We start from the raw sequence: 23,274 nt of genomic DNA on the forward strand, positions 1-23,274 counted from the left end.
CGGCGGTTCAGGCCAGGGCCTTGACTTGTCTGGGCATGGGGCGAAATCGCTGGGGCAATTCCGAGTTCTTCAAGCGCTTCTTGAAAGCGGGGATCGAGCCCATGGGGGGCAGGTGGGTCAGGCCCTCGATCTCGCCATAAGTGCGCAGTCGGCGGTCACGGCGCTCGGCCAGCAAGGCAGCGGTCAAGGCCAACACGATGCCGGCCACACCACCCAGCGCGATGTTGTTCAACACGCGCGGTCCCGAAGGCACGGAGGGGGCGGTGGCGTACTCCAGTGCGGCCACGTTGTCCAGCAGGGCCTTGCTTTCCAGGTGGGTGTTGTTCTGGCGAATCAATACGCCTTCGTAGGCGCGCTGGGCGTTGTCGGCATCGCGCTGCAGCATCGAGGCCTGGTCGCGCACGGCCTTCATCTTGAGAACCTTGCTGCGTTGGGCTTCCAAAGAGCTTCGGATCTGGGCTTCGCGCGATTGGTTGACGGCGTTGCTGATGCCGAAGCTGCCACTGACCCGGCGCACTTCCAACTCGATCTTGCGGCGCATGTCGGCAATGCTGTTGCGCAACTCGCGCACCTGAGGGTGTTCGTCGCCCAGCTTGGTGCTCAGCTGTTCCAGCTGGTTCTCTTGCTGAACCAGGTTGGCCTTCAAGGTACTGACCAGCGGGTTCATCATCACGTCCTGGGTCTTGTCGCCCTGGGCGTTCACGGCGGCCTGGCGGCTGATGGAATCGGCCACGGCCGACTGCATCTGCACGAGCTGAGAGGACAGCTCGTTCAAGCGCGCCATTTCCACGTCCAGTCGCTCATCCGTCACCACGATGCCTTCCTTTTGCTGGAAGTCGGACAGGCGAGATTGGGTCGCTTGCAATTGCTCGCGCAGTTGCTTGGCATTGGTGTCGAAGAACTGGTTGTACTGCTTGGCCGGATCGGTGCGAAGCTGCATGTTCACATCCAGGTAGGCCTTGATGAAGGCATTGACGATGGCCGCCGAGAAGTTGGGCTCGGCCCCGGTGTAAGCCACGTTGATGACGTTGGAACCCCGCGAGGGATGCACTTCCAGCGACAAACGAAACCGGTCTGCCAGCCAGCCTTTGAAGTCGCCTGTGCCCTTGGTGGCGTCCATCCAGTTCTGGCGCAGGGAAGGGACCTCGTTCAGCCTCAAGTCCGCGACCACCTTGAGCGCCACGCGCTGGCTGGTCATCACGTCGATCTGCGTCATCAGGAAGCTGGGCGATGCCGCGCCTGACAAGACCACGCCCGCGATCGGATCGGGCGACTTGATGTCCACCACCACCGAAGCCACAGCGGTGTAGGTTTTGGCTTTGAGCAGGGTGAATGCCGTCACGCTGCTCAGCACCAGAAGGAAGATGCCGCTGGCGATGATCCAGCGTGCCCGCAAGATCGCGAACAGTTGTTCGAAGGTCATGGTTGACCCCAGGCACCAGGGATGAATTCGTACTGCATGGACATCGATCAGAGCGTTCGGAAAGTGACTTAGGCCAAGGTGCGGCGGAGTCTAAAAACTTTCTGTGACAGTTCTCCACATGGCATGTCCGGCGATGCCTGACGCACTGTCGATCACGGTGTTGTCACAGTCCGGGGCTAGGCTCGAATGCATTGGCCATGCCATGGTCGGCGTCATCGAACGTGTTTCACACCGCCAAATCTCGGGTCTTTGTCTCATGTCTTTTCGCATCCTCCATTGCATCTCCTCGGTGAACCCGGTGGGGGGCGGTCCCATTGAAGGCGTCAAGCAGTTGTCCGCCGTCAACCTGAGGCACGGCAACACGGTGGAGGTGGTTTCGCTGGACGATCCCGACAGCCCCTGGGTGAAAAACTTCCCCATCAAGTGCCATGCCATGGGGCCTTCCAGTGCGCCTTACCGCTACTCGTCCAGGCTCGTGCCCTGGCTGTGTGAGCACCGCGGCAACTACGACGTGGTCATCGTCAATGGCATCTGGGAGTACCACTCCTTCGCGGCCTGGCGGGCGCTGCAAGGATCGTCCACACCGTACTTTGTTTACACGCACGGCATGCTGGACCCCTGGTTCAAACGCACCTACCCACTCAAGCATCTGAAGAAATGGTTGTACTGGCCCTGGGCCGAGTACCGGGTATTGCGCGACGCCACCGCCGTGATGTTCACTTGCGAGGATGAACGGCTCCTGGCACGCCAGTCTTTCTGGCTCTACAAGTGCAACGAGCACGTGGTCAACTACGGCACCAGCGCGCCCACGGGTGACGCCGAGGTGCAGCGCCGGGTGTTCCTGGAACGCTTTCCGCACCTGGTGGGCAAGCGCTGCTTGTTGTTCCTGGGTCGGGTCCACGTCAAGAAGGGGCCAGACCTGCTGCTGAAGGCCTTCGCCGCCTTGCTCAATCGCCTGCCTGCCGAGCAGTCCAGGGACTTGCACATCGTCATGGCCGGCCCGGCTGATGATGCTTATGGCGTGGAGATGAAGGCTTTGGCCACCTCGCTGGGGCTGGCGCACCACATCACCTGGACCGGGATGGTGTCGGGCGATCTCAAGTGGGGCGCGTTCCACAGCGCCGATGCCTTCATCCTGCCCTCGCACCAGGAGAACTTCGGCATTGCGGTGGCCGAGGCCCTGGCCTGCGCCGTGCCGGTGCTGATTTCCAACCAGGTCAACATCTGGCGCGAGGTGCAGCAGGCCGGTGCCGGGCTGGTGGATTCGGATGACCTGCCGGGCACCCAGCGGCTGCTGGACCGATGGGTCCAGGCTGACCCGGCGATGTGGGCGCAGATGAAGCGCGATGCCTTGGCCTGCTTCCATCAGCGCTTCGTGATCGAGCGCAGTGCAGAGTCCCTCATCAAGGCCATGGAGATCCACGGCTTGCGGCGGCATGAGCCCGCCAGGGGCTTTGTCAATGGGGCGCACAATGAAGTCGGAGGTACCCCATGACATTCAAATTCAAATCCCAAGCCACCGGTGACCTGTTGATGCTGTCGGCACACGCGCACGCCTTGTTGCACCACATCGGCAAGTCGTCCGATCCCAAGGGCATCCTGACGCCGGAGGAGATGCCGGCCGCGCTGGCCGCCCTCAGGTCCTTGCCCTTGGATGAGATCTCCGAGGAGGGCGCGTCCGCAAAGCAGGACGGTGACGGCGAGCAGCCTGAGGCCGATGCGGTGGATCTGCGCCGCCGCGCCTGGCCTCTGATCCAGATGATCGAAGCCGCGCAGGCGGCCAAGGAGCCCATCGTCTGGGGTGTTTGACCGGCCAACTCAGGCATCATGGGTGACATGAGCGATCACATCACCCGCCTGCTGGTCATTCGCCATGGCGAAACGGCCTGGAACCTGGAGGCGCGCATCCAGGGCCACACCGACATCCCTTTGAACGAACATGGCCGCTGGCAGGCCGAGCGCCTGGCCCTGGCCTTGTCCGATGAAGGACTGGATGCGCTCTACACCAGTGACTTGCAGCGCGCGCGAGACACCGCGCAGGCCGTGGCGCGCGCCACCGGCCTGCCCTTGCAGTTGGACCAGGGCCTGCGCGAACGCAACTTCGGCCGCCTGGAAGGCATGACCCAGAACCAGGTGGCCTTGCAATGGCCCGAAGAGGGCCGACGCTGGCGCGAGCGCGATCCCAGCTATGGCCCTGCAGAGGGCGAGACCTTGCAGTCGTTCTACCAACGCTGCATTGACACCGCCGAGCGCCTGGCCCGCTTGCACCCCGGTCAGACCGTGGCCCTGGTGGCCCATGGGGGCGTGCTGGATTGTTTTTACCGCGCTGCCAACCACATTCCTTTGCAGGCGCCACGCACCTGGACGATTGGCAACGTCAGCATCAACCGGCTGCTTTACAGCCCCGAAGGCTTCAGCCTGCTGGGCTGGGCCGACACGCGGCACCTGGACGACGAAGTGGGCCTGGACGAGACCAGCGATGGCGACGTGGCCTTGAGCCCGGACAAGTAAAGGTCGATGGCTTGCGCGCCAGTGCGGGTCAGGTGGAAGAGTTTGTCGTCCAGCATCCAGGTGTTGATCAGGCCGCTCACCAGCGCCTGCAAGCCCACGGTCATCACGCGGGCGCTGGGTTGAGACGCCACCAGGCCCAGCTTCTGCGCGCGCTTCAAGGCTGTTTCAAGGTGAGCCTGGCAGTTCAGGTGCACCCTCACATGGCGTGCGCGCACATCGCTCAGCTCGTCCACGTACTCCACCTTGTTGACGGCGATGCCGATCACGCGGCGCGTGCGGGGTTCGGTGGCGATGCGGGTCAGGGCGTCCATCATGGCGGCGCGGACCTGCGCCAGCGGGTCGTCGGTGGCCTCTTGTCCTACTCGGCCGATGGTCTCTTCGATGGGCGAGGTGCTCCTGTCCATCATCGCGTTAAAAAGAGCGGCTTTGTCCTTGAAGTGCCAGTAAATGGCGCCACGGGTCATGCCCGCTGCCTGGGCAATGTCCTGCAGGGAGGTTCGCGACACACCTTTGTCCGCAAAGACAAGTTCAGCGGCATCCAGCAGTTGTTCACGCGTCAGCAGGGCGTCTTCTTTGGTGCGGCGCATGGGGAGGTGTCCGGTTTCATCAAGTCAGTCAATTCAATGTGGCTGATTGTGACTGATTTCATTTCATACATACAAGAATGTATGTATAGTTGCCAAATTGATTGACCAGACAAGTATTTTTGAAGAGGTGATCCATGGCGAGCCATGACAAGGGAATGATTCGGCGCAGCAGCGCTTGGGCCGTGCTGGCCGTGACCGCCTCTTTGCTCGCCGCTTGCGGGCCCAAGGCGGCGGCACCCGCTGCCGCGCCGGGTGGCGGCATGCCGCCTGCGCAGGTTGGCGTGGTCACGGTGCAGCCGCAAACCGTGCCCATCATCACCGAGCTGCCAGGTCGCCTGGAGGCCTCGCGCGTGGCCCAGGTTCGCGCCCGCGTGGCCGGCATCGTGCAGCAGCGCATTTTTGTCGAAGGCTCCGACGTGAAGGCCGGGCAGGTGCTGTTCCAGATCGACCCGAGCAGTTTCAAGGCGGTGCTTGACAGCGCCCTGGCTTCGCAGGCCAAGGCCGAAGCCAACTTGAGCCAGGCCACGGCCTTGGTGGGCCGCTACCAGCCGCTGCAAGCCGCCAAGGCCATCAGCCCGCAAGAGTTTTTGAACGCCCAGGTGGCGCAAAGCCAGGCGCAAGCGGATGTGGCTGCCGCCAAGGCCGCCGTGCAGACCGCGCGCATCAACCTGGGTTACGCCACGGTCACCGCGCCCATCTCTGGCCGCATTGGCCGCGCGCTGGTCACCGAAGGCGCCTTGGTGGGGCAGGGTGATGCCACGCAGCTGGCCCTGATCCAGCAAACCAATCTTTTGTACGTCAACTTCACGCAATCGGCCGCCGAGGTGCTCAAGCTCAAGCAGGCCATGGCCCAGGGCAAGCTCAAGCGCGCCGGTGGCCAGGCCGCCAGCGTGCGCGTGCTGCTGGACGATGGCACCGAGTACCCCTTGCCCGGCAAGCTGCTGTTCTCTGACCTGAGCGTGGACAGCACCTCGGGCCAAGTCTCGCTGCGCGCCGAGGTGCCCAACCCGGACGGCGCCTTGATGCCGGGCTTGTACGTGCGAGTGCGCCTGGAGCAAGCCCAGGTCGATGGCGGCATCTTGCTGCCCCAACAGGCCGTGACCCGCTCTACACAGGGCGACACGGTGATGGTGGTGGGTGCCGATGGCATGGTCAAACCCCGTCCGGTCAAGCTGGGCGGTGCCAAGGGCAACCAGTGGGTGGTGCTGAGTGGCTTGAAGTCTGGCGAGCAAGTCATGGTCGATGGCTTCCAGAAGATGATGAACCCCAAGGCGCCGGTCAAGGCCGTGCCCTGGCAGCCCACGCCGTTGCCGGGTGCCGCGTCGGCCCCTGCGTCTGCGCCTGATGCAGCCGCTTCGCGCTGAGGGAGTCTGACATGCCTCGCTTCTTCATCGACCGGCCCATCTTCGCGTGGGTGATCGCCTTGTTCATCCTGGTGTTTGGTGGCGTGGCCATCACCCAGTTGCCCATTGCCCAGTACCCCACGGTGGCGCCGCCGTCCATCGTGATCAGTGCCACTTACCCCGGTGCCTCGGCCAAGACGCTGGACGACAGCGTGGTCAGCGTCATCGAGCAGGAACTCAATGGCGCGCCCGGCCTGGCCTACATGGAATCGGTCAGCCAGGCCAATGGCACGGGCTCGATCACCGTGACCTTCGAGCCCGGCACCAACATCGACCTGGCCCAGGTTGAGTTGCAGAACCGCTTGTCACGCGCCTCGCCGCGCTTGCCAGCGGCGGTGACTCAGCAGGGTGTGAAGGTCGATAAATCGCGCAGCAACTTCCTGATGTTCGTGATGCTGTCGTCGAGCAACCCGGAGCAGGATCCGGTCTTCCTGGGCGACTACGCCTCGCGTAACGTCATCCCTGAACTGCAGCGCGTGCCCGGCATCGGCCAGGCGCAGTTGTTCGGCACCGAGCGCGCCATGCGCATCTGGGTGGACCCGGCCAAGCTGGTGTCCTTCGGCCTGACCGCCGCCGATGTCAACAACGCCATCAGGGCACAAAACACCTTGGTGCCCGCGGGCGGCATTGGCGAGCGGCCCAACATCGTGGAGCAGACTGTGGCGGCCACCGTGGTGGTCAGCGGCCAGTTGGCCAACGTCGAGCAGTTCGGCAACATCGTGCTGCGCGCCAAGACGGATGGCGCCGTGGTGCGCATGCGTGACGTGGCCCGCATCGAGTTGGGGGCGCAAACCTACGGCACCTATGCCCGCTTGAATGGCAAGCCCGCCAGCGGCATCGGCCTGCAACTCTCGCCCACGGGGAATGCCCTGCAGACCGCTGAAGCCGTGCGCAAGCGCATGGCCGAGCTCAAGCAGTATTTCCCCAAGGGCGTGGATTTCTCCATCCCTTACGACACCTCGGGCTTCGTCAAGATCTCCATCAGCCAGGTGGTTGAAACGCTGATCGAGGCCGTGGCGCTCGTGTTCGTGGTGATGTTCATCTTCTTGCAGAACCTGCGCTACACGCTGATCCCGACCCTGGTGGTGCCGGTGGCCTTGCTGGGCACCTTCGGGGTCATGTCGGTGGCAGGGTTCTCGATCAACGTGCTGACCATGTTCGGCATGGTGCTGGCCATCGGCATCCTGGTGGACGATGCCATCGTGGTGGTTGAGAACGTCGAGCGTCTGATGGCGCAGGAGGGGCTGTCGCCGCTGGAAGCCACGCGCAAGGCCATGGGCCAGATCAGTGGCGCCATTGTCGGCATCACCGTGGTGCTGGTGTCGGTGTTCATCCCGATGGCCTTCTTCAGTGGCTCGGTGGGCAACATCTACCGCCAGTTCTCGCTGTCGATGGTGTCGTCGATGCTGTTCTCGGCTTTCCTGGCCTTGTCGCTGACGCCCGCCTTGTGCGCCACGCTGCTCAAGCCCATCCCCGAGGGACACCATGAAAAGCGCGGCTTCTTCGGCTGGTTCAACCGCCGCTTCACCGCGACCACGCATGGTTATGAAAGCTCGATCGCCAAGCTGGTCAAGCGCGGTGGCCGCATGTTGATCGTGTACGCCGTGTTGGTGGGCGTGGTGGGTTGGCTGTATGTGCGCATGCCCTCGTCCTTCCTGCCCAGCGAAGACCAGGGCAACCTGATCGTCAACGTGCAGTTGCCACCGGGCGCCACGTCCAACCGCACCGAGACCGTGATCGCGAAGGTCGAGGACTACTTCCTCAAGCAACCGGAAGTGCAGTCGGTGGTCGGTGTGGTGGGCTTCAGCTTCTCCGGCTCGGGCCAGAACGCCGCCTTGGCTTTCGTCACGCTGAAAGATTGGGACGAACGCCAGGGTGCCGGGCACTCGGCGCAAGACCTGGCGGGCAAGGCCTTTGGCGCACTGATGGGCATCCGCGATGCCTTCATCTATCCGCTCAACCCGCCGCCGATCCGCGAACTGGGCAATGCCACGGGCTTCTCGCTGCGCTTGCAAGACCGCGCCGGCCTGGGCCCCGCCGCCTTGCTGGCCGCGCGCAACCAGATGCTGGGCATGCTGGCGCAGAATCCCAAGGTCACCGGGGTCCGCCCCGATGGCCTGGAAGACGCGCCCCAACTTCAGGTGGACATCGACCGCGACAAGGCCAACGCCCTGGGCATCGGCTTCGACGCGATCAGCGCCACCTTGTCCACGGCCCTGGGCTCCAGCTACATCAATGACTTCCCCAACCAGGGGCGTCTGCAACGCGTGGTGGTGCAGGCCGAGGCCAAGGACCGCATGCAGGCCGACCAGATCCTGCAGCTCAACGTGACCAACAACCAAGGCCAGAGCGTGCCGCTGTCCTCCTTCGCGACCACGCGCTGGATCACCGGCCAGATGCAGGCGGTGCGCTACAACGGCTACCCCGCCATGCGCCTTTCGGGCGACGCGGGCAAGGGCTTCAGCACGGGCCAGGCCATGGACGAGATCGAGACCCTGGCCAAGCAATTGCCCCAAGGCATCGGCATCGAATGGACCGGCCTGTCGCGTGAAGAGAAGTTGTCGGGTTCGCAAGCGACCCTGCTGCTGGGCTTCTCGCTGCTGGCGGTGTTCCTGTGCCTGGCGGCCTTGTATGAAAGCTGGACCATCCCGCTGGCTGTGCTGCTGGTGGTGCCGCTGGGCTTGCTCGGCTCCTTGCTGGGGGCGTCGTTCCGCGACCTGCCCAACGACGTCTACTTCAAGGTGGGCCTGATCACCATCATGGGCCTGTCGGCCAAGAACGCGATCCTGATCATCGAGTTCGCCAAAGAGCTGCACGACAAGGGCATGGGCCTCATCGAGGCCACCTTGCAAGCCTGTCACCTGCGTTTCCGCCCCATCATCATGACTTCGCTGGCCTTCATCCTGGGCGTGTTGCCCCTGGTGCTGGCCAACGGCGCAGGTTCAGCCGCGCAACGCGCGATCGGGACAGGCGTGATGAGTGGCATGATCGCGGCCACAGTGCTGGCGGTGTTTTTCGTGCCGGTGTTTTTTGTGGTGGTGATGACGTGGCTCAACAAGGGCGCCAAACACCCCAAGACCCCCAACGCCTCCGAGGCAGAGGTCGTCCCTCATGACTAAATTCACTGCTGTCAAATCAACCCTGGCCCTGGCGGCCATCCTGGCCCTGGGCGCCTGCTCGCTGACGCCCGATTACAAGCGCCCCGATGCGCCGGTGGCCAGCGACTGGCCTCAGGCGCCCAGCCCGGCGGCATCGGCCGCCTCTTCGGCATCGTCGGCCGCCAATGCGACCGAACTGCCCTGGAGCACCTACTTCCCGGATGCCCGCCTGCAGGGCCTGATCCGCAAGTCGCTGGAGAACAACCGCGACCTGCGCGTGGCCGTGCTCAACATCGAGCAGGTGCGGGCTCAGTACCAGGTGACGCGTGCGGACCAGTTGCCCACGCTGAACGCCTCGATCACGGGCACGCGCCAGCCTTCGACCGTGGCACCTTACCCGGTCACCACGACGGCACAGGGTGGGGTGACCATCACCGCCTTCGAGCTGGACCTGTTCGGCCGCTTGCGCGCGATGAGCGCCGCGGCCAGCGCGCAGTTGCTGGCCACGGAAGAGGCCCGCAAGTCCGCGCACATCAGCCTGGTGGCCGCGGTGGCCAACACCTATTACGCGATCTGGGCCGACCGTTGGCAACTTGCCCTGGCCGAGCAAACCTTGCAGGCGCGCCAAGGCTCGATGAAGCTGCAGCAGCTCAAGTTCGACAACGGTGTCCTCAACGAGCTGGATTTGCGTTCGACGCAATCGGTGCTGGAAGCTGCGCGCATCAGCCGTGCGCAGGCGCAGCGTCAACTGGCGCAGGACACCAATGCCCTCAACTTGCTGCTGGGTGAAACCGCCCCGGCCGACCTGCTGCCGCCCGCGCCTGTGCTGCCCACCGCCAGCGCCATGGAGGACCCGCAAGCCGTGTCCGCCCTGGTGCGCGACGCCTTGTGGCCCGGTTTGAGCGAGCTGCCCGTGGGCTTGCCGTCCGAAGCCTTGCTCAAGCGCCCCGACATCGCCCAGGCCGAGCAAGAGCTCGTCTCGGCCAACGCCAACATTGGTGCGGCCCGGGCCAACATGTTCCCGCGCATCAGCCTCACGGCCAGCGCGGGCGTGGTCAGTGACTCGCTGTCCGGCCTGTTCAGCGATGGACGCAGTGCCTGGAGTTTCTCGCCCGGTGTGGTGCTGCCCATCTTTGACACGGGTCGCAATCTGGCGCTGATCGACAGCGCCAAGGTCAAGCGCGAGATTGCCGTGGCCCAGTACGAGAAAGCGCTGCAAAGCGCCTTCCGTGAAGTGGCCGATGCCCTGGTGGCGCGCAGCAGTTTTGCCGACCAGGCCCAGGCCCAGCAGAACCAGACCGATGCCGAAGCGGCCCGTCTGCGCCTGGCCACCTTGCGCTACAGCAGTGGCGTGGCCAGCCAGCTGGATTTGCTGGATGCGCAGCGCAGTCTGTTTGCTTCACAACAGGCCCTGATCTCGGCGCAGCTGGCGCGCCAGCAGGCGCACATCACGCTGTACAAGGCGCTGGGTGGCGGCTGGACGCCGCCCGAGCCAACCTCAGTTCGTTAACTTGCGGATCAGTCGCGCGCCCAGCTTGTTGACGTTGTTCAATGACAGCAAGTGGGCGTGGATCCAGCCCAGGGCACCGTTGTTGAACAGTTCCTGCACGGTGTCCGGCGGCAACTTGTGCAGCTTGTCTTCGTCGACCACCTTGAAACCGTTCAGCGTGATGTGCTGCTCGGCCAGTTTGAAGTCGATGTTGCGGTCCACCAGCAACTCCAGCTCAACCAGGCGCTTGGCAAACGCTGTGGTGCGCTGCATGTCGTTGTGAAAATCCAGCAAGAACTTCTGCAACTGCTGCAGGTAGGCCGTGTCCTTGCCTTCGGCATCGAACAGGGCCTCGCCGTCGGTGGCGTTCAGGCCGTCAAAGGCCTCGTCCACGCACACCGTCAGTTGCGTGCTGCCGGGTTGCTCGGCCAGCACAAAGGGGTAGCGGCGGATGAAGGCGGGCACGTAGCAGTGCGTGTCCCAGGCGCCGTGGTCGTCGATCAGCAGGTTTTCCTTGTCGCGCAGGCCCACCACGGACACCAGGGTGTGCTGGTCGCCCGAGGCGACGAACACGCAGGGAAAGTCCAGCGCGGCCAGCGGCAGTTCGGTCGCGGCCAACAACACGGAATTGGTCTCGCGCGCAAAGTTCAGCTTCTTGTCGCTGGCCTTGACGCGAAGTTGGCGGTGCTGCTCGCGGTTGACCGGCACCAGCTTGTCGTACATCAACAAAGTTTTCATGGCACGTCCCCTTCGGTTGGGCCAGGATCGGCCCGTGGCAGATTATGGTCAGTTTCAATGACGGCCCAGTGTCGCGATAATCCCATCCTGTGAACACCCCTGGTCTGCCCCTTCCCCGGTCGCGCTGGTCGCTTTACCTGGACCTGATCCGCTGGAACCGTCCCCAGGGCTGGCTGCTGCTCTTGTGGCCCACTTTGGCGGCCCTTTGGTTGGCGGCAGGGGGCTTTCCGGGCTGGCATCTGCTGTTGGTGTTCACGCTGGGCACCATCCTGATGCGCAGCGCGGGTTGCGCCGTCAACGACGTGGCCGACAGGGATTTTGACCGCCACGTGCAACGCACGGCCCAGCGGCCGGTGACCAGCGGGCAGCTGTCGGTGAAAGAGGCTTTGGCGGTGGGGGCCGTGCTGGCCCTGGTCTCGTTCGCCCTGGTATTGACCACCAACGCGCTGACCATCGCGATGTCTTTCGCGGCGCTGGCCGTCACGGTGATCTACCCCTTCACCAAGCGTTTCGTGTCCATGCCTCAGGCGGTGCTGGGCGTGGCCTTCAGCTTTGGCATCCCCATGGCCTATGCGGCGGTGGGCGATCATGTTCCGGCGCAGGCCTGGTGGTTGGTGCTGGGCAACCTGGGCTGGGTGCTGGCCTACGATACCGAGTACGCCATGGTCGATCGCAATGATGACCTCAAGATTGGCATCCGCACGTCGGCCATCACCTTGGGGCGTTTCGATGTGCTGGGTGTGATGGGTTTTTATGCCCTGTGCATCGGCTGCTGGGCCATGGTGGGCCATGAGGCTGGACGCGGCGTCTGGTATTTCGCGGGTCTGGCGGTGGCGGCGCTGCAGGCTTTGTGGCATGGCTGGTTGATCCGCCGCCGTGACCGTGATGGCTGCTTCAAAGCCTTCCGCCTGAACCACTGGCTGGGTTTGAGCGTGTTCGTGGGCCTGGTGCTGGACACGGTGCTGGCGGGCTGAGTTGGCGGGCTGTGGCTGGGAGCGCGAGGCGGGGATGAGCCGGTGGCTGGCAGGGCTCCTATGGTGGCGGTCCACCGCTGCGCGGCGGACTGCTCTGCGGTGCTCGCCAGGGGCGGGGATCGTCCGAAACTCGCCTTCGGCTCAAACAACGGACGATCCTTTTTCCGCCCCAGGCTGCGCTCCTCGACGCCCCCGAAGTCGCCCCGCCAGCCACCGCCTCATCCCTGATCGCCTCGCTGGTGGCGTGGCACGAAAAAGAACCGTGCTGCGCCACCAGCGGGGCGAAACAAGGGCTGGGGTGGCATCCGGCGGGGCGCCTGCTTGGTGCTGAGAAGCGGAGTGCCGAGGTGGGCGCGCGATAGCGCGCATCGTCATCTGACTGGCCGTGGTTGTTTGAGTGCAGCGGCCAAAGGCCGCGCAGCGAGTTCCACGGCCCCACCTCGGTGCGAGCATCGCAAGGCAGTCCCGCGCAGCGGGACCACCAAGCTGAAGTCCCGACGGATGTCGACCCAGCCCTCGCCCCGCGCTGCACCGATCAAACGCTCACAACGTGGTGAGCCCGCCCAACCTTAGCGCCCGAACTCATCCCCCAACTCGCCCGCCCGCTGCTGCGCGGCGCGCATGGCGGCCACGAACGCCGCCTTGACGCCATTCGCTTCCAGGCTGCTCAGCGCCGCGTAGGTGGTCCCGCCCTTGGACGTGACCCGCTCGCGCAGCACCGAGGGTGGTTCGGTCGATTGCGACGCCAGGGTCGTGGCCCCCGCAAAGGTGGCCAAGGCCAAGGCGCGGCCTTGCTCGGCATCCAAACCCATGTCCGCCGCCGCCTGCACCATCGCCTCAATGAAATAGAAAACGTAAGCCGGGCCTGAGCCCGACAGTGCCGTCACCGCATCCAGGTCGCTTTCCTGCTTCACCCACAGCCATTGGCCTGTGGGCGCCACCATGTCCTGCACGGCCTGCTTCTCAGCCTCGCTGACCTCCGGCCGGGCAAACAGCCCGGTGATGCCTTGCCCGACCAAGGCCGGGGTGTTGGGCATCGCGCGCACCACGCGCGGGGTGCCCAGCAGGCGGGCCATGTCGCTGGTGCGCAGGCCGGCCATCACGCTGTAGTGCAAGGCTTGGGCTGTGTGTGCACCACAAGCGGCGGCCGCGTCCTTGAACTGCTGCGGCTTCACCGCCCACACCACGGTGGACACGGTGGACAGGGCCACATCAGGCGAGGGCAGGGCGCTCACGCCCAGGGTTTGCTGCAAACGCAGGCGCTGCTCTTCGCTCGGGTCGATGACCAGGATGCTGCTGGCCGCGCGGCCTTGCCGCAACAGGCCGCCGATGATGGCGGTGGCCATGTTGCCGCCGCCGATGAATGCGATGTCAAAAGATGAAGTGCTCATGGGACGTGATCATGCCGCATCCAGGATGCGGATCAGCTCGCTGGGGTTCAGTGGTTTGCGCAGCAGCGTGACGCCCACGCTGGCCGCTTGCGAGCCCAGGTCGGCGGTGGCGTCGGCCGTCAGCAGGAAGGCGGGCAAGTCTTCTCCGAACTCGTAGCGCAACTGGGCTATGGCCTCCAGGCCGGTGATGCTCAGGCCCAGGCGGTAGTCGCTGATCACGGCCACGGGCAAATCGCCCAAGGGCATCTCGCCCGAGGTCTGAAGCGCGGCCACGGCCTCCACCGCGAGGTCGGGCGTGTGTCCGGTGGCGGCTTGCCAGCCGTTCTGGCGCAGCACCAGCGCCATGCTGTCCAGCACCTGGGGTTCGTCGTCGATCAACACCACCACACCGCGCTGATTCGGGTCTTTGGGCGCATCCTGGCTGACGCCCACGGAGTTGGGCGATGGTGCGGCGATTGCCTCGCGCAGCGGCAGCCGCAACGAGAAGCAGGAGCCACGCCCCAGCTTTGACCGCACGGTGACCTGAACGCGGCCCAGGCGTGCCAGCCGCCGCACCACCGCCAGCCCCAGCCCCAGGCCTTCGCCCGAGCGACGTGCCGTGGTGTGCGCTTGAAAATAGTCGTCAAAAATGCGTTCGCGGTGCTCGGGGGCCACGCCCACCCCACTGTCCCACACTTGGCAGAGCACCCAGCGCCCCCGCACCCGGGCACGTAAGCGCACCTGCCCCTGGTGTGTGTAGCGCACGGCGTTGTTGAGCAGGTTGCGCAAGATGCGCTCGGTGATGTGCGGATCGGCCTGCACCCAGGCGTCGGTGGCGTCCACCTGCCAACTCAGGCCCTTGTTGGCGCACAGCACCGCGAACTCGTGGTCCAGGCGCCGGTACAGGGTGGACAAGGCCAGGGCCTGGGGTTGGTGCTCCACCCGTTCGGCATCAATGCTGGCCACGTCGAACATGCGCTCGAACAAAGTGCTCAGTGATCGCAGCGAGGTGCTGATCTTGGACAGCAGATCCTGCCCTTCGGCCTGGGGCACCCAGGGGGTGAGGGCGTTGGTGAGCAGCATCATCACGTGCAGGGGCTGGCGCAGGTCGTGGCTGGCGGCGGCGAAGAACTCGCTCTTTTGCCGGTCGGCGCCCTCGGCCAGGGCCTTGGCCAGTGTGACCTGGTTGATCTCGTGGCGCAGTTGCAGCACCAGCGCGGCGTTTTCGTGGCGAAGCAGGGCGCCTTCGCGCAGGCGCCGGCTGATGCCGGAGGAGATGAACATGCAGGTGATCATCGACAGCAGCAGCACCACGGCCAGGTAGACAGAACTGTCTTCGTGATCAACCAGCAAACGTGCACTGACCAGCAGCAGCAGCGGAAAGCTGCCAAAGAAGCCGACGATCCAGTCGTGCACCAGCACCAGCATCAGCGTGTAGCCGTACACCACCACAGCCGCCACCAGGCTCATTTTCCAGCTGGGTGTGGCCACGCTCAGCAAGGCCACGCCCATCAGGCCCCAGAACACGCTTTGCAGCAGATGCCAGCCCACCAGGGTGGCGCGCCAGGTGCGGTAGCCCGAGGCGGCGATGCCAAAGCGCTGAAACCGCCGGGCCATCAGGCCCACGACGGCCCACACGATCAGCAGGCCGATGGCCGGGGCGACCCAGTGCCAGCGCGGCAGGGGCGAATCCTTCACCATCCAGGCCAGCAACAGCAGCGCAGGGATCTGCGGCAAGACCGAGCCGGGCGTGATGCGCCAGCTGTCTTGAAGCAATTGCAGGTCGATGCGGGATTCGATGGGCGCCAGCCCCTTGAGGGAGCCGCGCCACCAACTCACGGTAGCTGCTCCTCGACGGGCGCCTGGCGGGAGCACAACAGGACCAACTGCGTGCGGCTGTGCACCTTGTAGGCCCGGAAGATGGCGCTGACATGCAGCTTCACGGTCTCGGGGCTGATGCCCAGCGCGGTGGCGATCACCGGGTTGGAGCAGCCGCGCGTGATCCAGGTCAGCACGTCTTTCTGACGCGGGGTGAGCTTGATGCTGGGCAGCAAGTCAGGTGAATCGGGCAGGGTGGCCGCCGGGCTGGACAGCAGATCGGCCGGAAAGTGCAGCCGCCCCTCGACCAGGGCCTGCAGCGCCGTCATGAAGCCATCGAGCTCACCCAGCTTGGGGATGAAGCAGGAGGCGCCGTGGTGGATGCACTCCAGCGCCAGTTGCGCGTCGGTGCTGCCGGTGATGATGCCGATGCGTTGGGTGGTGGCCACCTGGCGCACATGCTTGAGGGTGTCCACGCCACTGCTGTCGGGCAGGCCCAGGTCCAGCAGGACCGCGTCGATCGGGTCGGCGGCCGAGTTGGCCAGGTGCGACAGGGCGCCGCGGCAGGTGTTGGCCTGCGAAAAGCGTGCTGCGGGTTGCAGGCTGCGGATGGCGTGCATCATCCCTTCACGGATGAGGCTGTGATCATCAACTAACAGGTAATGCGGAGATTGGTGATCCATGGCGCCTTCTTCTGGGCGTGATCTTATCTGGGCCGTCAGCGTTGTCCAAAGATGGCGGACCCAATTCGTACCATGGTTGACCCTTGTTCCACGGCCATTTCGAGGTCGGCGCTCATGCCCATCGACAAAGTATCCAGTGTTAACCCGTGATCACGCAGTTCATCGAACACTTCTCGTATCTTTTTCAGGGCCTGGTGTTGGGTGGACGCGTCGGTGCTGGGGGCTGGCAGCGCCATCACCCCCCTTAATTGCAGGTGGGGCAGTTGGGCCACGGCCTGTGCCAGGGCCAGGGCCTCGGCCGGATCGACCCCGCTTTTGCTGGCCTCGCCACTGGTGTTGACCTGCACGCAGACCTGCAAAGGCGGCAGGTGCGCAGGCCTTTGTTCGCTCAGGCGCTGGGCGATCTTCACGCGGTCCACCGTGTGCACCCAGTCGAAGTTTTCGGCCACCACGCGGGTCTTGTTGCTCTGTAGCGGCCCGATCAGATGCCATTCGATCTGCGGGCGCAGGTCGGCCAGCTCGGCCATCTTGTCCACGGCCTCTTGCACGTAGTTTTCACCAAAGCGGTGCTGTCCGGCCTCAAAAGCCTCGCGCACATCGGCTGCCGGAAAGGTCTTGCTGACCGCCAGCAATGTGACACCATCGGCCGGACGGTCCACTTTTGAACAAGCCTGCTTTATTCGGCTTTGCACGAGTTGTAGCTTGCTGGTGATCGTCGCCATAATGGTCTGTCAAGAAATCCCGGCCCCAATCATCCATGGATATCACCCAACTTCTCGCCTTCTCGGTCAAGAACAAAGCGTCTGACTTGCACTTGTCGGCGGGTTTGCCCCCCATGATCCGGGTGCACGGCGATGTGCGGCGCATCAACGTCGATGCGCTGGACCACAAACAGGTCCACGACATGGTGTACGACATCATGAACGACGCCCAGCGCAAGATGTACGAAGAAACGCTGGAGTGCGACTTCTCGTTCGAGATCCAGGGCCTGGCGCGTTTCCGGGTCAATGCCTTCAACCAGAACCGGGGCGCTGGCGCCGTGTTCCGGACGATTCCTTCCAAGATCCTGACGCTGGAGCAGCTCAACGCGCCCAAGATCTTCGCCGACCTGGCGCTGCGTCCGCGCGGCTTGGTGTTGGTCACCGGCCCCACCGGTTCGGGCAAGTCCACCACGCTGGCCGGCATGGTCAACCACCTGAACGAGTCCGAATACGGCCACATCCTGACGGTGGAAGACCCGATCGAGTTCGTGCACGAATCCAAAAAGTGCCTGATCAACCAGCGCGAGGTCGGGCCGCACACCATGAGCTTTTCCAACGCGCTGCGCTCGGCACTGCGCGAAGACCCGGACTGCATCCTGGTGGGCGAAATGCGCGATCTGGAAACCATCCGCCTGGCCCTGACCGCCGCTGAAACTGGCCACTTGGTGTTCGGCACCCTGCACACCTCCAGCGCGGCCAAAACCATTGACCGGGTGGTCGACGTTTTCCCGGCGGCTGAAAAAGACATGGTCCGCGCCATGTTGTCCGAATCGCTAGTGGCGGTGATCTCGCAGTCGCTGTGCAAGCTCAAAGATGGCTCGGGCCGCGTGGCCGCCCACGAGATCATGGTGGCCAACGCCGCCATCCGCAACCTGATCCGCGAAAACAAGATCGCCCAGATGTACTCGGCCATTCAGACCGGCAACAACGCCGGCATGCAGACGCTCGATCAGAACCTGAGCGACTTGGTGCGCCGCAACCTCATCTCGCCCGCCGAAGCCCGCTCCAGGGCCAAGTCGCCCGAAAACTTCCCGGGCTGACATGAGACGTTTGCTGGACCGATTCAAAAGCACGAGCCCTGGCGACACCTTCTCGGAGCGCGAAGCCGACGACGAAGGTTTCTTCTCCACCCAGTTCATGGAGCGCCCCGAAATCTCGCGGGCTGCTTCGGCCTGGACCTCGCGGGCCCTGGCCGTCGGCGCCCAGAGCCTGGACCCCCAGGTGGGGGTGGCTTTGCTGCTCAAAGCCTGGCTTGATGACACCTTCACCAGCCTGATGGGCGAGGCCGAGTGCGACAAACTGCGCACTCACCTCGAATTCGTCACTGTCCCGGCCGGCCGGGAGTTGATCGTGCAGGACGAAAAGGGCGACTATGCCCTGGTGATACTGGAAGGCCTGGTGGCCGTCGATCGCGTGCAGCCCACTGGCGAGCGCGCGCGCCTGGCCGAATTGCGCGAAGGGGATGTCTTGGGTGAAATGTCCTTGCTGGATGCCGGGGCGCGTTTCGCGTCCTGCCAGACGCTGAGCCGCTGCTCCCTGGCCGTCATCACGCGCAGCGCGCTGGACGAGTTCGCGATCGAAGAGCCACGCCTGGGCTTTGCCCTGATGGCGGGTGTGGCTCGCCGCCTGTCCCTGCGCATGCGCCAGCTCAGCGCGCGTTTGGGCGCCCTGCTCACGGCCGGTTGATTTACAGTCCACACAACACCATCGTCGTCTAAAACATTCAACGGGATTCACGCCATGGAACGCGATCAGGCCTCCAAATTCATCAACGATCTGCTCAAGCTGATGATCGCGCGTGGGGGCTCCGACTTGTTCCTCACCGCCGAATTTCCGCCCGCCATCAAGGTCGACGGCAAGGTCACCAAGGTGTCGCCGCAACCGCTGACGGCGCAGCACACCATGGCCCTGGCCCGTTCCATCATGAACGACAAGCAGGCGGCCGAGTTCGAGCGCACCAAGGAGTGCAACTTCGCCATTTCGCCAGGTGGGGTGGGGCGCTTCCGCGTGAACGTGTTCGTGCAGCAAAGCTTCGTCGGCATGGTGCTGCGGACCATTCCGCAGCAACTGCCCACGGTCGATGCCATGGGCCTGCCGCAGATCCTGAAAGAGGTGGCGATGAACAAGCGCGGCCTGGTCATCCTGGTGGGTGGCACGGGTTCGGGCAAATCGACCACGCTGGCGGCCATGGTTGATCACCGCAACGAGAACACCTACGGCCACATCATCACCATCGAAGATCCGGTCGAGTTCGTGCACCCGCACAAGAACTGCATCGTCACCCAGCGCGAGGTCGGCATCGACACCGATGGCTGGGAGATGGCCTTGAAGAACACCCTGCGCCAAGCCCCCGATGTGATCCTGATGGGCGAAGTTCGCGACCGCGAGACCATGGAGCACGCCGTGGCTTTCGCCGAAACCGGCCACTTGTGCATGGCCACCTTGCACGCCAACAGCGCCAACCAGGCGCTGGACCGCATCATCAACTTCTTCCCCGAAGAGCGCCGCACGCAACTGCTGATGGACCTGTCGCTGAACCTGAAGGCACTGGTCTCGCAACGCCTGCTGCCCCGCCAGGAAGGCAAGGGCCGCGCGGCAGCGGTCGAAATCCTGCTCAACACCCCCTTGATCTCCGACATGATCTTCAAGGGTGAGGTCGGCGAGATCAAGGAGATCATGAAGAAGTCGCGCGAGCTGGGTATGCAGACCTTCGACCAGGCCCTGTTCGACCTGTTCGAGAACAACGACATCACCTTTGAAGACGCGCTGCGCAACGCCGACTCGGTCAACGACTTGCGCCTGCAGATCAAGCTGCACAGCCAGCGCGCGCGCAGCACGGATCTGTCGTCCGGTACCGAGCACTTCAAGATCGTCTGATGACCGTGAGCAAAACCTACGAAGCCGTGGCGCCACACAAGGTGGCCTTCCTGGGCTTGGGCACCATGGGCGCGCCCATGGCGGCCCACCTGCTCAAAGCCGGCCACCAGGTCACCGTCTACAACCGCACGCAGGCCAAGGCCCTGGCCTGGGTGGCCGAGCATGGCGGCGCCTGGGCGGTGTCACCGCGCGAAGCGGTGCGCGAGGCACAGATCGTGTTCACCTGCGTGGGCAATGACGACGATCTGCGCAGCATCACCGTGGGGCCCGAGGGCGCCTTCGGTGCCATGCCGGATGGCAGCGTGCTGGTGGACCACACCACCACCTCGGCTGAGGTGGCCCGCGAACTCGCTCAAATCGCCCGCGACCAAGGCCTGCATTTCATCGATGCCCCCGTCTCGGGTGGCAACCTTGGGGCCATCAACGGCGTGCTGACCATCATGGGTGGCGGCGATGCCGACGCATTCAGCCGCGTTCAGCCCGTGTTGCAGGCCTATGCCCGCGCGGTCACCCACCTGGGCGCCAGCGGCTCGGGCCAACTGGCCAAAATGGTCAACCAGATCTGCGTGGCCGGGCTGTTGCAAGGCCTGTCAGAAGCCTTGGCGTTTGGCCAGACCGCGGGCCTGGACATGCAGGCCGTGCTGGGCGTCATCACGCAAGGCGCGGCCGGCAGCTGGCAAATGCAGAACCGCGGCCCCACCATGGTCAATGACCTGTTCGACTTTGGTTTCGCGGTTGACCTGATGCGCAAGGACCTGGGCCTGTGCCTGGATGAAGCCAAACGCCTGGGGGCCCGACTGCCCGCCACGGCCCTGATCGACCAGTTCTATGCTGATGTGCAGGGCATGGGCGGCGGCCGCTGGGACACCTCCAGCCTGATCCGCCGTTTGCGCTGACCCCTGCCCCCAGGGGGTCAGGGATTGGACGCCGCTGGTGAAGCGGGCCGGGGTGGCGGCAGCTTGCGCGCCAGTTCATCCTCGGTCATCAGCTGGAACACCTTGACCACCTTGGTCACGCCGCTCACGCCGGAGGCCAGTTCAGCCGCCCGGTTGGCTTCGCGCTCGGTCACCAGGCCCATCAGGTAAACGTCTCCTCGCTCGACCACGATCTTGAAGGCGTTGGAGAACATGTCGCGCGCGTCCACGAAGCTCGCCTTGATCTTGCCCTTGATCAGCATGTCGCTGGAGCGTGAACCCAGCGAGCTGGCGCCCATCACGGCCAGTTCATTGACCACGGATTGCACGTTTTCGACCCGCGCCACTGCTTGTTCCACGGCGGTGCGATCCGCCTCCGACGCCACTTCGCCCGTCAACAAAACCAGGCGGTTGTAGGAGGTTGCGTTGACGTGGCTACTTTCGCCCACCGTTTCGCGGATGCGCGAAGAGGCCTTGATCTCGATGCCCTGGTCTTCCAGCTGCGTGCCGGAGGTGCGGCGGTCCGAGGCCATGAAGGCCCCGCCGATGGCCGAGCCCAGCACCAGCGGCGCGCAACCGGCCGTCAGGTTCAAGGCCAGCGCCAGCGCCGTCCAGCGGCCAAAGCGTCCCAGGTTCTGCAATGTGTTGATTTTTTTCAAGCCACGTCTCCTAGCAAATGGGTGTCCACGGCCTCGCACAGGCTGTGCAGGGCCAGCCAGGCCACGGCGAAAAGCCGGGCCGCCTGGTGTCCGGGTAAAGGTACCCAGACATCGGTGTCTCTCAGCAGCGGGCCCAGCACCGAAGCGGCCTCGCCCGTGAAGAGCACCAAAGTCAGATCTTGTTCGCGGGCCGCTTCGGTGGCCGCCACCAGCGCGGGCTCATCGCGTTCCAGTGAAAACGCCAGCCAGATGTCGCCGGGGTGGCCCAAGGCGCGAACCTGTGCGACCAGGTTGTCGTCCTTGCTGGGCACGGCCAGGGCGGCCAGCGGCGGGCGTTCGCGGCTCACGCCCCTGACCAGCAGCGAGGCGGTCTGTTGCGCCAGCCATTCGGCCTCGGCCACGCCCGCGCACAGCACCTTGCCGCCCGCCGTCAGCGTGTGCGTGATGGCCTGGGCGGCGTAGTGCAGGTGCAGCGCCAACCGATCCGCCGACTGGTAAAGCACATCGGCGGTCTCCAGGAAGGGCTGCTGCGAGAAAGGTTGCTGAAATGGTGTGTCCGACATGAAGGTCGATGATAAGGGCTATGCCGAGGTGTCGAAGGCGGCCACGATCCATTCCAGTGCATCGCCGTCGATGGCCACCACGTCGAAGCGGCAAGGCGGCCAGGGGTTCAGCTGCATCAGGTAATGCCGCGCGCCTCGGATGCAGCGCTGCTGTTTGCCGCGCCCGATGCTGGCCGCCGCGCCACCGTGGTCGGCACCACTGCGCTGGCGCACTTCCACGAACACCAAAGTGCCGTCCCGATCATCGCGCATGATCAGGTCCACCTCCGCGCCGCGTGCCGACGGGCCGCGCGCGACCCGATAATTGCGCTCAACCAGCTCCAGACCCTGCGCCTGCAAATAGGCCAGGGCGCGGCCCTCCGCCTCATCTCCCCGGGATTTCGTCGTGACCTTCGATGCCAATGTGCTGCTCCAGGCCGCTTCTCACGCGGCCGCCGGCCAGCAGTATCCCAAAGGGGCGCTCTACCTGGTCGCCACCCCCATCGGCAACCTCGCCGACATGACCTTGCGCGCCATCCAGGTTTTGGTCCTGGCCGACGTCGTGGCGTGCGAGGACACTCGCGTCACGGGTGGCCTGCTGCGACATTTTGGCCTGGACAAGAAGATGATGGCCGTCCACCAGCACAACGAAGCCAGCGCGGCCCACCAGGTCATCGAGGCCCTGCAGCAAGGCCAACGCGTGGCCTACGTCAGCGATGCCGGCACGCCCGCCGTGTCCGACCCTGGCGCGCAATTGGTGGCTCGAGTCCAGGCGGCGGGCCTGCGCGCCGTGCCCATCCCGGGCGTGAGCAGCGTCACCACCGCGCTCAGTGTGGCGGGCGACACCGCCAGCACCGGCTTTCACTTCATGGGCTTCCTGCCGCCCAAGGGCGCCGCGCGCGCCACGGCCCTGGCCGAAGCCCTGACCTGGCCGGGCAGCCTGGTCTTGTTCGAAGCCCCCCACCGCATCGACGACCTGGCCCGCGACCTGCAAACGCACGCCGCCCACCGTCAGGTCACCCTGTGCCGCGAGCTGACCAAGCAATTCGAAGAAATCGCCACCCTGGGCGTGCCCCAGTTGCCCGAGTGGATCAAGGCCCAGCCGCACCGCGACCGGGGCGAATTCGTCGTGGTGGTCCACGCCGCCGGTGCGGTCGCGGCCGCTGACGAGTTCTCCACCGAGGTGCTGGCCTTGCTCCAGGCCCTGTCGTCACATCTGCCCATCAAGCAGGCGGCCGGACTGGTGGCCGATGTCACCCGTCTGCCTCGCAAAGCCCTCTACGAGAAAGCCCTCAGCTGGCGCCAGGCCGACGAGCAGTCCTGACAGCCTTTGTTCCCTGAACACTGGGTTCGCGGGCCGGGCAAACCCCGGACTCAAGGGCTAACCCGAGCGACTTGCCAATTATTTAACGGAATACTCGCGCCAT

Annotated in this window: 22 protein-coding genes; 12 read left to right on the plus strand and 10 right to left on the minus strand. The window is 64.7% G+C overall.

The features are described from left to right. Nucleotides 1-7: 7 nt before the first annotated feature. The gene (gene epsF, locus Q7V20_RS02145) at nt 8-1,423 is read right to left on the minus strand and encodes a chain length determinant protein EpsF (protein WP_304786671.1); all 1,416 of its coding nucleotides are present in this window, start codon (nt 1,421-1,423) and stop codon (nt 8-10) included. Between the two features lie 256 nt (nt 1,424-1,679). On the opposite strand from epsF, the gene Q7V20_RS02150 reads away from it, so the two are divergent. The 3 genes from Q7V20_RS02150 to Q7V20_RS02160 are packed head-to-tail and all read left to right on the plus strand — an operon-like array spanning nt 1,680 to nt 3,934. After that, nucleotides 1,680-2,918 carry a glycosyltransferase gene (locus Q7V20_RS02150; protein ID WP_304786672.1) on the plus strand — a complete coding sequence of 413 codons (1,239 nt, stop codon included), beginning with the start codon at nt 1,680-1,682 and terminating at the stop codon, nt 2,916-2,918. Continuing rightward, nucleotides 2,915-3,232, plus strand: coding sequence for a DUF1840 domain-containing protein (locus Q7V20_RS02155; RefSeq protein ID WP_304786675.1), 318 nt, complete (start codon nt 2,915-2,917; stop codon nt 3,230-3,232). Before Q7V20_RS02150 ends, Q7V20_RS02155 begins: the two co-directional genes overlap by 4 nt. Nucleotides 3,233-3,259: 27 nt before the next feature. Then, the gene (locus Q7V20_RS02160; RefSeq protein ID WP_304786677.1) at nt 3,260-3,934 is read left to right on the plus strand and encodes a histidine phosphatase family protein; all 675 of its coding nucleotides are present in this window, start codon (nt 3,260-3,262) and stop codon (nt 3,932-3,934) included. Here the strand turns inward: Q7V20_RS02160 and Q7V20_RS02165 are convergent. Continuing rightward, the gene (locus Q7V20_RS02165) at nt 3,820-4,521 is read right to left on the minus strand and encodes a TetR family transcriptional regulator (protein ID WP_304786679.1); all 702 of its coding nucleotides are present in this window, start codon (nt 4,519-4,521) and stop codon (nt 3,820-3,822) included. The two genes, Q7V20_RS02160 and Q7V20_RS02165, sit on opposite strands and share 115 nt — an antisense overlap. A gap of 134 nt (nt 4,522-4,655) precedes the next feature. Between Q7V20_RS02165 and Q7V20_RS02170 the strand changes: the two genes are divergently transcribed. Genes Q7V20_RS02170 through Q7V20_RS02180 form a run of 3 tightly spaced genes read left to right on the plus strand, consistent with a single transcriptional unit; the run spans nt 4,656 to nt 10,532 of the window. Next, nucleotides 4,656-5,885: an efflux RND transporter periplasmic adaptor subunit gene (locus Q7V20_RS02170; protein ID WP_304786681.1), complete on the plus strand. Its 1,230-nt coding sequence runs from the start codon at nt 4,656-4,658 to the stop codon at nt 5,883-5,885. An 11-nt stretch (nt 5,886-5,896) separates the two neighbouring features. Next, complete coding sequence (locus tag Q7V20_RS02175) at nt 5,897-9,043, plus strand: efflux RND transporter permease subunit (RefSeq protein ID WP_304786683.1); 3,147 nt, start codon at nt 5,897-5,899, stop codon at nt 9,041-9,043. After that, on the plus strand, nt 9,036-10,532 hold the full coding sequence (locus tag Q7V20_RS02180) for an efflux transporter outer membrane subunit (protein ID WP_304786685.1): 1,497 nt from the start codon (nt 9,036-9,038) through the stop codon (nt 10,530-10,532). The genes Q7V20_RS02175 and Q7V20_RS02180 overlap by 8 nt, the downstream gene beginning before the upstream one ends. Here the strand turns inward: Q7V20_RS02180 and Q7V20_RS02185 are convergent. Next, the gene (locus Q7V20_RS02185) at nt 10,521-11,249 is read right to left on the minus strand and encodes a SapC family protein (RefSeq protein WP_304786686.1); all 729 of its coding nucleotides are present in this window, start codon (nt 11,247-11,249) and stop codon (nt 10,521-10,523) included. The genes Q7V20_RS02180 and Q7V20_RS02185 overlap by 12 nt on opposite strands. 89 nt (nt 11,250-11,338) lie before the next feature. On the opposite strand from Q7V20_RS02185, the gene ubiA reads away from it, so the two are divergent. Further along, a complete protein-coding gene (ubiA, locus tag Q7V20_RS02190) occupies nt 11,339-12,223 on the plus strand; it encodes a 4-hydroxybenzoate octaprenyltransferase (RefSeq protein WP_304786688.1) in 885 nt (294 codons plus the stop codon). 569 nt (nt 12,224-12,792) lie between these two features. Here ubiA and proC read toward each other — a convergent pair. The 4 genes from proC to Q7V20_RS02210 are packed head-to-tail and all read right to left on the minus strand — an operon-like array spanning nt 12,793 to nt 16,816. Further along, on the minus strand, nt 12,793-13,614 hold the full coding sequence (proC, locus tag Q7V20_RS02195; protein ID WP_304786690.1) for a pyrroline-5-carboxylate reductase: 822 nt from the start codon (nt 13,612-13,614) through the stop codon (nt 12,793-12,795). A gap of 9 nt (nt 13,615-13,623) precedes the next feature. Beyond that, nucleotides 13,624-15,432 carry an ATP-binding protein gene (locus tag Q7V20_RS02200; RefSeq protein WP_304786692.1) on the minus strand — a complete coding sequence of 603 codons (1,809 nt, stop codon included), beginning with the start codon at nt 15,430-15,432 and terminating at the stop codon, nt 13,624-13,626. Continuing rightward, complete coding sequence (locus tag Q7V20_RS02205; protein ID WP_304786694.1) at nt 15,429-16,094, minus strand: response regulator transcription factor; 666 nt, start codon at nt 16,092-16,094, stop codon at nt 15,429-15,431. Before Q7V20_RS02205 ends, Q7V20_RS02200 begins: the two co-directional genes overlap by 4 nt. 35 nt (nt 16,095-16,129) lie before the next feature. Next, nucleotides 16,130-16,816, minus strand: a complete 687-nt coding sequence (locus Q7V20_RS02210) for a YggS family pyridoxal phosphate-dependent enzyme (protein ID WP_304786696.1) — start codon at nt 16,814-16,816, stop codon at nt 16,130-16,132. 35 nt (nt 16,817-16,851) lie between these two features. Between Q7V20_RS02210 and Q7V20_RS02215 the strand changes: the two genes are divergently transcribed. Genes Q7V20_RS02215 through Q7V20_RS02230 form a run of 4 tightly spaced genes read left to right on the plus strand, consistent with a single transcriptional unit; the run spans nt 16,852 to nt 20,628 of the window. Then, entirely contained in the window at nt 16,852-17,895 is a 1,044-nt protein-coding gene (locus tag Q7V20_RS02215; protein ID WP_230180412.1) for a type IV pilus twitching motility protein PilT, read from the plus strand. A 1-nt stretch (nt 17,896) separates the two neighbouring features. Then, entirely contained in the window at nt 17,897-18,541 is a 645-nt protein-coding gene (locus tag Q7V20_RS02220; RefSeq protein WP_304786700.1) for a Crp/Fnr family transcriptional regulator, read from the plus strand. 54 nt (nt 18,542-18,595) lie between these two features. After that, a complete protein-coding gene (locus Q7V20_RS02225) occupies nt 18,596-19,732 on the plus strand; it encodes a PilT/PilU family type 4a pilus ATPase (RefSeq protein WP_304786702.1) in 1,137 nt (378 codons plus the stop codon). Continuing rightward, complete coding sequence (locus Q7V20_RS02230; protein ID WP_370652389.1) at nt 19,732-20,628, plus strand: NAD(P)-dependent oxidoreductase; 897 nt, start codon at nt 19,732-19,734, stop codon at nt 20,626-20,628. Before Q7V20_RS02225 ends, Q7V20_RS02230 begins: the two co-directional genes overlap by 1 nt. Before the next feature lie 17 nt (nt 20,629-20,645). On the opposite strand, the gene Q7V20_RS02235 is transcribed toward Q7V20_RS02230, so the two are convergent. From Q7V20_RS02235 to Q7V20_RS02245, 3 genes are read right to left on the minus strand one after another with little or no spacing between them, the layout of a single operon-like run. Then, nucleotides 20,646-21,305 (minus strand): BON domain-containing protein, encoded by a 660-nt coding sequence (locus tag Q7V20_RS02235; RefSeq protein ID WP_370652390.1) that lies wholly within the window; start codon nt 21,303-21,305, stop codon nt 20,646-20,648. Continuing rightward, nucleotides 21,302-21,868, minus strand: a complete 567-nt coding sequence (locus tag Q7V20_RS02240; RefSeq protein WP_304786704.1) for an SIS domain-containing protein — start codon at nt 21,866-21,868, stop codon at nt 21,302-21,304. The genes Q7V20_RS02235 and Q7V20_RS02240 overlap by 4 nt, the downstream gene beginning before the upstream one ends. A gap of 18 nt (nt 21,869-21,886) precedes the next feature. After that, nucleotides 21,887-22,270 carry a YraN family protein gene (locus tag Q7V20_RS02245; RefSeq protein WP_304786707.1) on the minus strand — a complete coding sequence of 128 codons (384 nt, stop codon included), beginning with the start codon at nt 22,268-22,270 and terminating at the stop codon, nt 21,887-21,889. On the opposite strand from Q7V20_RS02245, the gene rsmI reads away from it, so the two are divergent. Beyond that, complete coding sequence (gene rsmI, locus Q7V20_RS02250) at nt 22,254-23,171, plus strand: 16S rRNA (cytidine(1402)-2'-O)-methyltransferase (RefSeq protein ID WP_304786709.1); 918 nt, start codon at nt 22,254-22,256, stop codon at nt 23,169-23,171. The two genes, Q7V20_RS02245 and rsmI, sit on opposite strands and share 17 nt — an antisense overlap. Nucleotides 23,172-23,274: the final 103 nt, after the last annotated feature.

Origin of the sequence: Aquabacterium sp. (assembly GCF_030652515.1) — a bacterium.
Lineage (GTDB): Bacteria > Pseudomonadota > Gammaproteobacteria > Burkholderiales > Burkholderiaceae_C > Aquabacterium.